This window comes from Rhizobium sp. 21-4511-3d (assembly GCF_053522545.1).
In genome coordinates this window covers 1-13,166 of the sequence record NZ_JBNWCF010000001.1, presented here as the reverse complement: position 1 = coordinate 13,166, position 13,166 = coordinate 1, and the positions used below count along the sequence as shown (strand labels likewise).

Below are 13,166 nucleotides of genomic sequence, written 5' to 3'. Positions count from 1 at the left end.
GCAAGACTAGGCCCGGCCCGAGGTGAAGTAAACGCTTGCCGTGACGTGGTTGCGACAGCATGTGTCTGTTGAAATAGCCCGCCTCAGCACCATCTGCTGTGGATCATGACAGGGCCAGAGGATAAGTATTTCGCCATGAGCACCCGTCTTTACGAACATCCGATCTTCCTCGAACATGTGACGCCCGACGGCCATCCGGAGCGGCCGGACCGCATGCGCGCCATCAATGTCGCGCTCGGCCATCCGAATTTCGAGCGGCTGGACCGCAAGGAGGCGCCGCAGGCCAATGAGGACGCGGTGCTGTTGGCCCATCCCGAAGAGCACCTTTTCGCCGTGATGCGGCAGATCCCGGAAGAAGAAGGCGAAATCAACCAGCTGGAAGCCGATACCTATGCCAGCGCCAAGAGCCTGCAGGCGGTCTTGACCGGCGTCGGCGGGGCGATGGCTGCCGTCGACGACGTCTTCACCGGCAAGGCCGACAATGTCTTCGTCGCGGCCCGTCCGCCCGGCCATCACGCCGAGAAGAACAAGGCGATGGGCTTCTGCTTCTTCAACAATGCCGCGATTGCCGCCCGCCATGCACAGAAGCGCTACGGCGCCGAGCGCGTCGCGATCGTCGATTGGGACGTGCATCACGGTAACGGCACGCAGGACATCTTCTGGGACGATCCCTCGGTTCTGTTCTGCTCGACCCACCAGATGCCGCTCTATCCGGGCTCCGGCGCCAAGGACGAAAGCGGTAAGCACGGCACGATCGTCAATGCGCCGCTCTCGCCGAATGTCGGCAGCGACCATTTCCGCGAGGCCTTCAAGTCCCGCGTGCTGCCGGCGCTCAACGACTTCCGGCCGGACCTGATCATCATCTCCGCCGGCTTCGACGCCCATCACCGCGATCCCCTGGCGCAGATCAATCTCGTCGGCGAGGATTTCGACTGGGCAACCGGAAGATTGCTGGAGATAGCCGACAAAAGCGCCTCCAACCGGGTCGTCAGCCTGCTGGAAGGCGGCTATGATCTCGAAGGTCTGGCCGAATCGGCCGGGCTACATGTGCTTCGATTGATGAAGGGTTGAGTATGACTGACAGCGCCAAGCCTGAGGTTTCAGGTCTTTCCTTCGAAAAGGCCGTGGCCGAACTCGAAAGCATCGTCGCGCGCCTGGAACGCGGCGACGTGGCGCTGGACGAATCCATCGAGATCTACGAGCGCGGCGAAGCGCTGAAGAAGCATTGCGAAACCCTGCTCTCGGCCGCGGAAAACCGCATCGAGAAGATCCGCCTCGACCGCTCTGGCAAGCCGCAGGGCGTGGAGCCTCTCGACGGGGCTTGACTGGCCTAGAGGGCGATCACCGTTCTGATTTCGTCATAGCCGGTGCGCAGACCGTTTCCATCCCGCTCGATCAATCCGGCTTCGGAGAGAATTTCGACATCCTCGTGCACCCGGCGATAATCGCGCCTCAGGCTTTTCGCCAGTGCCGAAATGCTCGTCTGCGGATGCCGGTGGAGGTGACGCAGCAGCTCCAGCCGCTTGGCCGTCATCGTGCGCGAAAAGGCGTCCCAGCCAACGAAGGTGAGATGATCCTCGGAGACCGTCTCGCCTGCTTCGGCTCGATGCCAGGCATCGGCGACGCGCTTGGCCGCGTCCGCGAAGGAGCCGCCGATATGCAGTTCGATATCCTTGCTCATATCCGTTCTCCTCTCAGCCTTTCGACGTCGGCCTGAAAATCCAGAAGCATCTGCTCGATCGAGACGAAGGTGTAAGCTTCCTCGCGCTCGCCACAATGGCGATGGTCGCCCTTGCCGCGCTCGTTGTCATAGCCGATCAGCCGCTCGCCCGGCCTGCCGTAGAAAAGCGAGTATTTCAGCATGTGCCGGGAACCGGGCACCTGCACGGGAACACGCCAGACTTTCATTTCGAGTATCGCGCCGTCACCGAAAACGATGCGTTCGCGAATGACGCGCTCGGCTTTCATCGCGTAAATATGTCATTACATGACATATGTCGTCAAGCGACATAGAAACTTTCGCTACCACCGCCTCGCCGAACTGTTTAGGTTGGCGGCAAATCCCGCTTGGAGAACCGCCATGTCCTTCTTCCCCGGTAAAGATCCCCTCCCCGGCGATGCCTTTGCCTGTGATGCGATCGAGAATCTGATCATTCCGCGCACCAGCGATATCGGCGGGTTTCAGGTGCGTCGCGCGCTGCCGACCAGGCAGCGGCGGCTGGTGGGGCCGTTCATCTTCTTCGACCGGATGGGGCCGGCGATCCTCAGGCCCGACGAGGCGCTGGATGTGAAGCCGCATCCGCATATCGGGCTTTCGACGGTGACCTATCTCTTCGACGGCGAGATCCGCCATCTCGACAGCCTCGGCACCGAGAAGGTGATCCGGCCGGGCGATATCAACCTGATGACCGCGGGGCGCGGGATCGTGCATTCGGAGCGGACGCCCGACAACCTGCGCGGACATCCGCTGGCGATGTCCGGGCTGCAGACCTGGCTGGCGCTGCCCGATGAAAAGGAAGAGATGAACCCGGAGTTCACCCATACCGAAAAGGGCGACATGCCTGTTATCGACGATGGCGGGGTGACCGGGCGCGTGGTGATCGGCTCCTTCGAGGGGCTGAAGTCGCCGGTGAAGGTTTTCACCGATACGCTCTATGCCGATATCAGCCTGCAGCCGGGATCGAAATTCCCCTTCGGCGCTGCGCATGAAGAACGCGCCGTCTATGTTCTCTCCGGCGAAGTGGTGATTGCCGGCGACCGGTTTGCGGCCGATCAGCTGCTGGTATTCCGTCCCGGCGATGCCATCACGCTCGAGGCGGGTGAACAGGGCTGTCACCTGATGCTCTTCGGGGGTGCGGCACTGAATTCCAAGCGCTATATCTGGTGGAACTTTGTCTCTTCGTCGAAAGAGCGGATCGAGAAGGCCAAGGAAGAATGGCGCACCGGCCGTTTCGACATCGTTCCGGGGGATGAAGAGGAATTCGTGCCTTTGCCTGAAGGCTGAACTTCTCTAGAATGGAGCGGTTGCGGTTCTTGAAACGCACTTGTTTCGCCGCAATTTAATCGGAATAAGCATCTCCGAGAATGATAAGAAAGAGCGCCCGCCCGTGACACAACCGCCGAAGACACCGCTGCTCGATCAGGTCAAGCTTCCAGCCGACCTGCGCAAGCTCGATGACCGCGAGCTGCCGCAGCTCGCACGCGAGGTTCGCGACGAGATGATCGACGCCGTGTCGCGCACTGGCGGACATCTGGGTGCAGGGCTTGGCGTCGTCGAGCTGACGATCGCCATCCACAGCGTTTTCAATACGCCCGACGACCGGCTGATCTTCGATGTGGGGCACCAGTGTTATCCGCACAAGATCCTGACCGGCCGCCGCGACCGCATCCGCACGCTGCGCCAGGAAAACGGTCTCTCCGGCTTCACCCGCCGGGCCGAGAGCGAATACGACCCCTTCGGCGCCGCGCATTCCTCGACCTCGATTTCCGCCGGTCTTGGCATGGCCGTCGCCGCCGAGCTCGACCAGACCGACAAGCGCGTGATCGCCGTCATCGGCGACGGCGCCATGTCGGCCGGCATGGCCTATGAGGCGCTGAACAATGCCGGTGCTCTCGACGCGCGGCTGATCGTCATCCTCAACGACAACGACATGTCGATCGCTCCGCCGACCGGCGCGATGAGCGCCTATCTGGCGCGTCTGGCGTCCGGGCGCACATACATGGGCTTCCGCGATTTCGGCAAGAAGCTGACCGCCTATCTCGGCAAGAAGGTCGACCGCGCGATTACCCGCGCCGTCGAGCACGCGCGGGGCTATGTGACCGGCGGCACGATGTTCGAGGAGATGGGCTTCTACCATATCGGCCCGATCGACGGTCACTCCTTCGAGCACCTCTTGCCGGTGCTGCGCAATGTTCGCGATCATGCCGAAGGCCCGGTGCTGATCCATGTCGTAACGCAGAAGGGCAAGGGCTATCCGCCGGCCGAAGCTGCCGCCGACAAGTATCACGGCGTCAACAAGTTCGACGTCATCACCGGCGCCCAGGCGAAGGTGAAGCCGAATGCGCCGAGCTATACGAGCGTGTTTGCCGAAGCGCTGGTGCAGGAAGCCGAGCTCGACGACAAGATCGTCGGCATCACCGCAGCGATGCCGAACGGTACCGGCCTTGACAAGCTGGCGAGCCTCTATCCGGCCCGCTGTTTCGATGTCGGCATTGCCGAGCAGCATGCGGTGACCTTCGCCGCCGGTCTCGCCGCCGAAGGCTACAAGCCGTTCGCCGCGCTCTATTCCACCTTCCTGCAGCGCGCCTATGACCAGGTCGTCCACGACGTGGCGATCCAGGGCCTGCCGGTGCGCTTCCCGATCGACCGTGCCGGCTTCGTCGGCGCCGACGGGCCGACGCATGCCGGTTCCTTCGACACGACTTTCCTGGCGGCACTGCCGGGCTTCGTCGTGATGGCGGCGGCCGACGAGGCGGAGCTGAAGCATATGGTGCGCACGGCGGCTGCCTATGATGCCGGTCCGATCTCGTTCCGCTATCCGCGCGGCGAAGGTGTCGGCGTAGAAATGCCCGTTCGCGGTGAAATCCTGCAGATCGGTAAGGGCCGGATCGTCAAGGAAGGCACCAAGGTGGCGCTGCTCTCCTTCGGCACCCGCCTCGCCGACAGCCTGCTCGCAGCCGAGGATCTCGATGCGGCCGGTCTGTCTACCACCGTTGCCGACGCGCGCTTTGCCAAGCCGCTCGATCACGACCTGATCCGCCAGCTCGCCGCCCACCACGAAATCCTCATCACCATCGAGGAAGGCTCCGTCGGCGGCTTCGGCAGCCACGTCATGCAGTTCCTGACGATGGAAGGCCTGCTCGACAACGGGCTGAAGGTTCGCTCGCTTGTGATGCCCGATATCTGGATGGAGCAGGCGAAGCCCGAGGCGATGAATGCCCATGCAGGGCTCGATCGCGCCGGGATCGTTTCGACGGTGTTCCGGGCGCTTGGCCGTGGTGTTGCGGTGGGGGTTGCTGGGTAAGTCTGAAACTTTCCTACCCGGAGCCCCCTCATCCGCCCTTCGGGCACCTTCTCCCCGAGAGGAGAAGGGAATTGCCGCAACGTCTCCGATCCCTTCTCCCCCGCGGGGAGAAGGTGGCCCATAGGGCCGGATGAGGGGGCCGCGGGCACCACCTCCGCGTCAGAGCTACTCAACCATCCCATCCCGATAAAACACCATCCCGCCATGATGCAGCACGTTGCCGCCGACGAAATCGCCGTCGGCGGTGAAGCCGGTGTCGTCCCAGTATTCGATATGGTCGCCCTCTACCTCGTAGCGCCCCCGGTAGGCGCTCTTGCGGGTGCCGCGGGCTTCGTCGTAGCGGCCGTTCGGCAGTAGCTCCTGGCGGATATGGCCGTCGGCGGTGATCCACATGCCGATATAGGAATGGGTCTGCATTGTCGTCTCCTGGTCATTGGCGAAGGCAAGGGTGGCGCCGCAGAGGGCGGCGCCTGTTATCAGAGAGAGCCCGCGCATGGTCAGATCGCCGCGTTGGCGGTGGGGCGGATGGTGATCTCGTTGGTATCGACATCGTCGGGCTGCTCGATCGCGAAGCGGATGGCGCGGGCGATCGCATCGCCCTGCAGCGCGATGGCGCGGTAGGTGGCCATGGCATCCTTCGCGAAGGGCTCGGTGATGGTGCTGGCGAGCTCGGATTCGACGACGCCGGGATTGATGCAGGTGACGCGGAGCTTGCGGTTCTCCTGGCGCAGGCCATCCGAAATCGCCCGCACCGCAAACTTGGTGGCGCAATAGACCGCCGCGGTCGGCGACACCGCAAGGCCGCCAATCGAGGAGACGTTGATGATCTGACCGCTTTCCTGCGCATTCATGATGGGCAGCACGGCGGCGATACCATAGAGCACGCCCTTGATATTGACGTCGATCATCCGGTCCCATTCCTCGACCTTCAGCGACGACATCAGCGATAGCGGCATGACGCCGGCATTGTTGACGAGAACGTCGATGCGGCCGAAGGCATCGACCGCCGACTTGGCGAAAACCTCCATATCGGTGCGGTCGGTGACGTCGAGGGCGCGGAATTCGACGGTGCCGCCTTGATTGCGGATTTCGGTTGCGAGCGCCTCCAGCCGGTCGGTGCGCCTTGCGCCGATGACGAGCCTGGCGCCGGCGGCGCCGAGTTCGCGGGCGGTTGCGGCGCCGATGCCGCTGCTGGCGCCAGTGATCAGAACTGTCTTGCCTTGGATGCCGGTCATGTCTTCTTCCTCATGCTGTGGCTGTGACGGCCGCCAATCGCGGCCCCGGCAGAAGATGCTCGCTTGATGGCACCGGCCGGTAGCAGGCTTCTCCGGATTTCTTGCACGATCTTCCGGAAGCGGTGCATCACGGCTTGGCATTTGCGCCGCTGCCATTCATCCTGCTGCAATGGAAAAGATTGCCCAGCTTGCAGAATTGATCGATCGCCATGCCGGAACTGATGGCAGCTTCGACACCGCCCTACCGCGCGTCGGGATCATACGATCCTCGGCCAAGACCGAGCCGATCCACACGATGTACGAGCCCTCCTGCTGCATCGTCGCGCAGGGGCGGAAGCGCGCGGTGGTGGGAGACCGGGTGCACGTCTATGACAGCGCCCATTATCTCGTCGTCGGTGTCGACCTGCCCGTGATCGGCGCCGTCGTCGAGGCGAGCGCTGACCGGCCCTATCTCTGCATGCGGGTGCAGCTCGATCGCGGCATGCTGGCGGAGCTGATGCCCGCGGCGGACGGCAAGGCGAGTGAGAGTGCGGCAGCCGGCGTCAGCGCTTCGACGCCGGAGCTGCTTGATGCGGCGGTGCGGATGCTGCAGTTGCTGGATGCGCCCGAGGATGCTGGTATCCTGGCGCCGATGATCGAGCGCGAGATGCTCTACCGCCTGATCCGCGGCCCGCAGGCGCCGCTGCTGAGGCAGATCGCCAATCGCGAGAGCCGGCTGAACCAGATCGGCCGGGCCGTCGATTTCATCCGGAAGAATTTCAGCGAGCCCTTCGCGATCGAGCATCTTGCCTCGGTGGCGGGTATGAGCGCCTCGACCTTCTACGAGCATTTCAAATCGGTGATGGCTATGAGCCCGCTGCAGTTTCGCACGCAGCTGAGATTGCAGGAGGCGCGGCGGCTGATGGTGACCGAGGGGCTGACGGCGGCGGAGGCGGGCTTTCGGGTGGGCTATGATAGCCCTTCGCAGTTCAGCCGGGATTATGTGCGCGTGCATAGCGTGCCGCCGCGACGGGATGTGGAGCGGATGCGGGTTGTGGCGGGGTAGGATCGTAGCCCCAGCCGCTAACGTCGCGCCTGGAGCCCCCTCACCCTGCCCTCTCCCCCAAGGGAGAGGGGAAGCTCGAGTTTGGAGCAGGCCTTTCGTTCTCATAGCTGAGCGGGCGAGCGAGCGAGCGCCGCACTCCCCTTCTCCCCTCGGGGAGAAGGTGGCGGCAGCCGGATGAGGGGGCCACACCCGCAAACGCCCAAAACAAAAAGGCCCCCGAAGTTTCCCCCGGAGGCCCCGTTTCAAACAATCAGGCTGGTCTCAAAACTCTTCCCAATCTTCCTGCACGGCAGCAGCGGCCGTTGCAGCGCGGCCGCCAAAGGCGCTGGCGACGCGGTTGTTCAGTGCGCGGGCCGGAGAGGCGACCGGGCGGGAGGCCGGCTGGGCGATGGCGGCGCGCGGGGCGACGGCAACGGCTGCGGCGGCACCGAGCTTGAACTGGTGCAGGAGGGCATCCAGCGATGCAGCTTCCAGGGCCAGCGAGTGGCTGGCGGCCGTCTGTTCCTCGACCATGGCGGCGTTCTGCTGGGTGCCCTGGTCCATGTTGTTGACCGCAGTGTTGATCTCCTGCAGGCCGACGGACTGTTCGCGAGTGGCGGTGACGATCGCGCCGACGTGGCGGTTGATCTCCTGCACCTCGGTGACGATCTCGGCCAGCGCCTTGCCGGTCTGGTCGACCAGCGAAACGCCGGTGCTGACCTGCTCGCCCGAGGTGTTGATCAGCGCCTTGATTTCCTTCGCAGCGTTTGCGGAACGCTGGGCCAGTTCGCGAACTTCCTGGGCGACGACAGCAAAGCCCTTGCCTGCTTCACCGGCACGCGCGGCTTCGACACCGGCGTTCAGCGCGAGCAGGTTGGTCTGGAAGGCGATGTCGTCGATGACGCCGATGATGTTGCCGATCTCGCCCGAGGACTTCTCGATCTGCTCCATGGCGGTGACGGCCTTGCGGACGACGTCGCCGGAGCGCTCGGCGCCGAGGCGGGCGCGCTCGACAAGCTGGCCGACATCTTCGGCGCGCTTGGCGCTGTCGCGAACGGTGGTGGTGACCTGTTCGAGAGCTGCTGCGGTCTCTTCGACGGCTGCGGCCTGCTGCTCGGTGCGGCGGGCGAGATCATCGGCGGCCGAACGGATTTCACCGGCGCCGGCATTGATCGCCGAAGCGTTGCGGCCAACGGACTGCAGGGTCGCCTGCAGCTTGCCGGCGGCATTGTTGAAGTCGGTGCGCAGACCGTCGAACTGGGCGGAGAACGGCGTGGTGATGCGGCTTGCGACATCGCCGTTTGCGAGGTTCGAGAGGCCGGTTGCCAGGCCATCGACGACGAAGCGGATGTCGGCGGCTTCGCGGGCCTTCTCCTCGTCGGAGAACTGGCGCTGACGCTCGGCATCGCTGCGCATGCGGTCGGTTTCGCCAGCGAGGCGGAGCTTTTCGGCAGCCGCATCCTTGAAGACCAGAACCGACTGGGCCATGCGGCCGACTTCGTCGCGGCGGTCGAGGGCGGGAACGTCGACATTGTGATGGCCGTCGGCAAGGCGGCTCATCGCCGTCGTCATGCCGATGATCGGCTGGACGATGGCGCGCGACAACAGCCATGCGAGAACGGCAGCGGCGAGCGAGGCGCCGATACCACCGAAGAGCAGCGTGCTGTTCAGGTCGCTATCGGCATCGGCCTGGATGGCGGCGAGCGACGCGGACTTGTCGCGGGCGGCAGCCTTGATCTTGGCGGAAGCCTGACGGAAGCCGTCGAGCTGGCCCTTGGTGGCGTTGACGCCGATCTTGACGACATCGGCGATCGGGGTTTCGGTTTCCTTGCGGGCCTTGGCCTGCGGCTCGGCGAGCTCATGGAAATAGATGTCGGCAGCCTTCTGCATGCCGTCGATCATGTCGAGGATTTCGGGCTCGCCGGCAGCGGTTTGCTTGGCGGCGGCAATCGCCTTGAGCATGCGCTCGCGGTTGGCGAAGATATCGCCATAGGTGCTGTCGGAGCGGAAGAGGATGAAGCCGCGCAGATTGACGGCCTGCTCGAGCATGGCCTGCAGCGCGTCGTCTACCTGGTTGACGAGCAGCTCGGATTTTTCCTGCTGTGCGGAGGCCTCAGCGGAGGCGTTTGCCTTCATATAGACGAAGGACGAGACGGCAACGAAAATGACGATGAGGGCTGCGAACGTGGCCGCAAGCTTCCCCTTGAGTGAGATATTGGCGAACACCGGTAATTCTCCTGGCAAATAATCGGCGTGTCTGATCGGGCCACCGCGGGGCGACGGCAGCAGGCTAAGAAATTTGGGAGGAACATGATTTGCGGGCAGAAAATGCGTGCCGTCATGGCAAAAGCGATTCAGGCGAACCACTGCAATCGGGGCGAACCTAGGCGGCCGGGCTTTAAAATTGTTTAAGTTTGCACCGCACAAAAATAGGGGATGGCGATATTGCGCCACCCCGACGCTTACTGGACCTGCCCGGGCGCGTTGAGGATCAGAATATCGAGATCCCGCTCCGGCCAGAAATCCGCCGCCGTCATCTCGAATGTCGTCGGGCCGGTTTTCTTGACGGTCGAGCCGCAGAAGCTGATGAGGTTTTTCGGGTCGCCCTTATCCAGCGTCAGCTTGAAGCTTTTGATCGGGCCGTTCCAGTTGGCGCCGGTCTTCAGGATGTAGGAAATCCAGCTTTCGGTATAGTTCGGGCCGCCATTCGCCTCAGCCTTCGCAAGTTTCTGCGCCGCTTTGACGAAGCCTCCGTCCATGCAGTAGCGGCTATTATATTCTGCAAAGCGGTCACCCTTGGCCTGCCCCTCCTCCAGGAAGCTGATTGCCACCGTGCCGCCGACGCTCGGCGTGTAGCGGTGCGAGACCGTCACCTTCGCCCTGGCCGGAAAGACGGTCTTCCACCAGTAGGTGGAGCGCAGCGTCCAGAGCGGCGTCATGTGATGCTTCATGCCGCTGCCGTCATTGTCATAGACGTCGTCGTAGAGCAGGCCTCGGGAGAGCCAGTCCTGCTTGACCGCGTCGGGGAGCTTTTCAAGCGCCTCGGCCGTGCCTTCGGCATAAGGGAGCGGCGGAATGTTCTGCGCCTTCAGGTCATCGGTGACGTCGATGCTGGCGGCGATCGCCCGCTGCTGTAGCGCCGGCGTGATCGGCTTGCCGTCCTGCATCACGGTGAAATCAAGGAAATTGTCCTTGCCGGAATCGGCGATGGCGATATCGCTCTCCACATGGCCCGGCAGATCCGGCATCGGGAAGGCGACGAGGGTCTCGACATCCTTGCCGGCGCTGTTTTCGAAGACGTAATCGACGCGCACCTCCCTGGCCGAGATGAAGAGCGCCTCGCTCTCCATGCTGACATCAGGCGACTCGACGAAGGTGAGACCGCCGGTCTTCAGCTCGGCCATCGTATCGTTGGCGAGCGCCGGGGCGGCAGTCAGGACGGCGGCGATCAGAGCCATGCTTCTCGATATCGGCATGCCGTCTCACTCCCCTACCCCATGACCGGAGCCGGAATTATCGCCGGGTGCCGGCGGGCGTCAACGGCGCCGGTGCAAACAAAAGGCTTGCAAGCGCGGGTTTTGCCAGTCATGGACTGCCAATGTCCGATCAGAACCCACAACGTCTCGACCAGCTGCTCGTCAGCCTCGGTCTTTTTGCCAGCCGCTCGCGGGCGCGCGATGCCATCGACCGCGGCACCGTGAAGGTGGGCGGCAAGGTCGTCACCAAGCCGGGCGCGCTGTTTGCCGAAACGGCCGAGATCGAAATCGACGATCCGGCGCAGGATTACGTCTCGCGCGCCGCACTGAAGCTGACAGCGGCGCTCGACCACTTCCGGCTCGATCCGGCCGGGCATCACTGTCTTGACGTCGGCGCTTCGACCGGCGGCTTTACGGAAGTGCTGCTGGAGCGCGGTGCGACGCATGTGACGGCGATCGATGTCGGCCACGGGCAGATGCATCCGCGCATTTCGGCCGATCCGCGCGTGACGAATATAGAGGGGCTGAACGCCCGCAATCTGATGGCCGACGATATCGGCCATGCGGTGACCTTCTTGGTTTCCGACGTCTCGTTCATTTCGCTGAAGCTGGCGCTTGCCCCGGCACTCGACATCGCCGAGCCGGGCGCCAAGGCGGCCCTTCTGGTCAAGCCGCAATTCGAGGCGGGCCGCGAGGCGATCGGCAAGGGTGGCCTGTTGAAAGACCCCTCCTCGGCGCCGTCGGTGGCCGCAGAGCTGGAGCGCTGGTTTACCGAAGACATGGGCTGGAAGAGCCTCGGCCTCATCGCCTCGCCGATTGCAGGCGGCGACGGCAATCAGGAATATCTACTTGCAGGAATAAAGCCGTGAGCACCGAAACAGTCACGATCAAGAAACTCGGCGGACAGGGCGACGGTATCGCCGAAGGCAGGGATGGCGCGATCTATGTGCCTTTCGCACTGCCGGGCGAGGAGGTGGCGATCGCGCGCGTCAAGAACCAGGGCACGATCATGTCGATCGCCAAGGCCTCGCCCGACCGGCAGGAGCCGGCCTGCCGTCATTTCGGCCCCGACGGCGTCAACGGCACTTGCGGCGGCTGCACGCTGCAGCATCTTTCGGACGCGCCCTACCGCGCCTTCAAGCGGCAGCTGGTGGTCAACGCGCTGAAATCGCAGGGGATCGATGCCGAGGTCGGCGAACTCGTTGCCGCCCATCCCGGCGAGCGTCGCCGCGTCGTCTTCGCGGCGCGCAAGACCGAGAAGGACATGCTGATCGGTTTCAACCAGGCCGAAAGCCACCATATCGTCGCAATCGAGGAATGTCCGATCTCGTCGGCGGGGATCATGGCCCGGCTGCCGGCGATCAAGGCGATCGGCGCGGCGATGGCGACGAATGCCGAAGCCTTCCGCATTTCGGTGCTGGAGACGCTCTCCGGCCTCGACCTCGCCGTCGACGGCATCAAGAAGCTTCCCGACCAGCAGCGCCGCAAGGCTGTCGAGACCGTGCTCGGCATGCGCGGTATCGCCCGCGTGTCGCTGAACGGCGAAATCCTCGTCGAGCCGCAGAAGCCGGTGGTCGATTTCGGCGGCGTGCAGGTCTCGCCTCCGGCTGGCGGCTTCACCCAGGCGACGAAGCCTGCCGAAGAGGCGATGGCGGAACTCGTCGTCGCCCATGTCGGCAAGGCGAAGCGCATCGCCGATCTCTTCGCCGGTTCCGGCACCTTCTCGCTCCGGCTCGCCCGCATCGGCCGCGTCCATGCGGTCGAAGGCGACGACAAGGCGCTCGCGGCGCTCGATCACGCTGCCCGCAAGGCGCAGGGGCTGAAGCCGGTGAGCGTCGAGAAGCGCGACCTCTTCCGCCGTCCGCTGATGACGGCGGAATTCAAGCATTACGACGCCGTGGTCTTCGACCCGCCGCGTGCCGGCGCCGAATTCCAGTCGCAGGAACTGGCGCGCTCAGCCGTCAAGAAGGTCGTCGCCGTCAGCTGCAATCCGCTGACGCTGGCCCGCGATCTCGCGATCCTGATCGAAGGCGGCTACCGGCTGACCAGCGTGACGCCGATCGACCAGTTCCTCTGGACGGCGCATGTGGAAGTGGTGGCGACGCTGGAGAAGTAGGCGCCGCCTCCCTCATTCCTGTGCTTGTCACAGGAATCCAGTGCGCCCCAGTCCTGGGGCGCGGGAAACTGCGTTGAAGAGGAATGAGGGAGATGCCCCGGGTGCGGCCCCCTCATCCGGCCCTTCGGGCCACCTTCTCCCCGAGGGGAGAAGGGAACGCCGCGTCCGCAGCTCGCGCCAACACCCCCTTGTAACTTCCCTTTATCCGCTATCGAGGCTGTAATGCCTATCGCGGTGGCGAGCGAGAGACCGAGGCCCCTCTGGGACACCAAGCCCGCGGGAGAGCATGGG

13 protein-coding genes are annotated in these 13,166 nt (G+C 64.0%); 7 read left to right on the top strand and 6 right to left on the bottom strand.

Features of this window, described 5'->3' with window-relative positions:
- Positions 1-135: 135 nt before the first annotated feature.
- Positions 136-1,071: a histone deacetylase family protein gene (locus ACQZ5H_RS00065; protein ID WP_413711088.1), complete on the top strand. Its 936-nt coding sequence runs from the start codon at positions 136-138 to the stop codon at positions 1,069-1,071.
- Positions 1,072-1,073: 2 nt separating this feature from the next.
- Positions 1,074-1,325 (top strand): exodeoxyribonuclease VII small subunit, encoded by a 252-nt coding sequence (locus ACQZ5H_RS00060; protein WP_025582353.1) that lies wholly within the window; start codon positions 1,074-1,076, stop codon positions 1,323-1,325.
- Between the two features lie 5 nt (positions 1,326-1,330).
- Here the strand turns inward: ACQZ5H_RS00060 and ACQZ5H_RS00055 are convergent, their stop codons facing one another.
- Both ACQZ5H_RS00055 and ACQZ5H_RS00050 read right to left on the bottom strand, forming a co-directional pair.
- Positions 1,331-1,681, bottom strand: coding sequence for an HVO_A0114 family putative DNA-binding protein (locus tag ACQZ5H_RS00055; protein ID WP_449096362.1), 351 nt, complete (start codon positions 1,679-1,681; stop codon positions 1,331-1,333).
- Positions 1,678-1,968 (bottom strand): toxin-antitoxin system TumE family protein, encoded by a 291-nt coding sequence (locus tag ACQZ5H_RS00050; RefSeq protein WP_449096361.1) that lies wholly within the window; start codon positions 1,966-1,968, stop codon positions 1,678-1,680. The genes ACQZ5H_RS00055 and ACQZ5H_RS00050 overlap by 4 nt, the downstream gene beginning before the upstream one ends.
- A 112-nt stretch (positions 1,969-2,080) precedes the next feature.
- Between ACQZ5H_RS00050 and ACQZ5H_RS00045 the strand changes: the two genes are divergently transcribed.
- Together ACQZ5H_RS00045 and dxs are read left to right on the top strand one after the other, a co-directional pair.
- On the top strand, positions 2,081-3,004 hold the full coding sequence (locus ACQZ5H_RS00045; protein ID WP_449096360.1) for a pirin family protein: 924 nt from the start codon (positions 2,081-2,083) through the stop codon (positions 3,002-3,004).
- Positions 3,005-3,107: 103 nt separating this feature from the next.
- Positions 3,108-5,024 (top strand): 1-deoxy-D-xylulose-5-phosphate synthase, encoded by a 1,917-nt coding sequence (gene dxs / locus ACQZ5H_RS00040; protein ID WP_449096359.1) that lies wholly within the window; start codon positions 3,108-3,110, stop codon positions 5,022-5,024.
- 165 nt (positions 5,025-5,189) lie between these two features.
- Here the strand turns inward: dxs and ACQZ5H_RS00035 are convergent, their stop codons facing one another.
- Together ACQZ5H_RS00035 and ACQZ5H_RS00030 are read right to left on the bottom strand one after the other, a co-directional pair.
- Positions 5,190-5,519: an Atu4866 domain-containing protein gene (locus tag ACQZ5H_RS00035; protein ID WP_449096358.1), complete on the bottom strand. Its 330-nt coding sequence runs from the start codon at positions 5,517-5,519 to the stop codon at positions 5,190-5,192.
- Positions 5,520-5,521: 2 nt separating this feature from the next.
- Positions 5,522-6,259 carry an SDR family oxidoreductase gene (locus ACQZ5H_RS00030; RefSeq protein WP_449096357.1) on the bottom strand — a complete coding sequence of 246 codons (738 nt, stop codon included), beginning with the start codon at positions 6,257-6,259 and terminating at the stop codon, positions 5,522-5,524.
- 169 nt (positions 6,260-6,428) lie between these two features.
- Here ACQZ5H_RS00030 and ACQZ5H_RS00025 point away from each other — a divergent pair, with 169 nt between their 5' ends.
- Complete coding sequence (locus tag ACQZ5H_RS00025; RefSeq protein ID WP_449096356.1) at positions 6,429-7,304, top strand: AraC family transcriptional regulator N-terminal domain-containing protein; 876 nt, start codon at positions 6,429-6,431, stop codon at positions 7,302-7,304.
- 261 nt (positions 7,305-7,565) lie between these two features.
- Here ACQZ5H_RS00025 and ACQZ5H_RS00020 read toward each other — a convergent pair whose 3' ends face one another.
- Positions 7,566-9,509 (bottom strand): methyl-accepting chemotaxis protein, encoded by a 1,944-nt coding sequence (locus ACQZ5H_RS00020; RefSeq protein WP_449096355.1) that lies wholly within the window; start codon positions 9,507-9,509, stop codon positions 7,566-7,568.
- 236 nt (positions 9,510-9,745) lie between these two features.
- Complete coding sequence (locus tag ACQZ5H_RS00015) at positions 9,746-10,753, bottom strand: DUF4424 domain-containing protein (protein ID WP_449096996.1); 1,008 nt, start codon at positions 10,751-10,753, stop codon at positions 9,746-9,748.
- A gap of 128 nt (positions 10,754-10,881) precedes the next feature.
- Here ACQZ5H_RS00015 and ACQZ5H_RS00010 point away from each other — a divergent pair, with 128 nt between their 5' ends.
- Complete coding sequence (locus ACQZ5H_RS00010) at positions 10,882-11,628, top strand: TlyA family RNA methyltransferase (protein ID WP_449096354.1); 747 nt, start codon at positions 10,882-10,884, stop codon at positions 11,626-11,628.
- Complete coding sequence (locus ACQZ5H_RS00005) at positions 11,625-12,875, top strand: class I SAM-dependent RNA methyltransferase (RefSeq protein ID WP_449096353.1); 1,251 nt, start codon at positions 11,625-11,627, stop codon at positions 12,873-12,875. The genes ACQZ5H_RS00010 and ACQZ5H_RS00005 overlap by 4 nt, the downstream gene beginning before the upstream one ends.
- Positions 12,876-13,166: the final 291 nt, after the last annotated feature.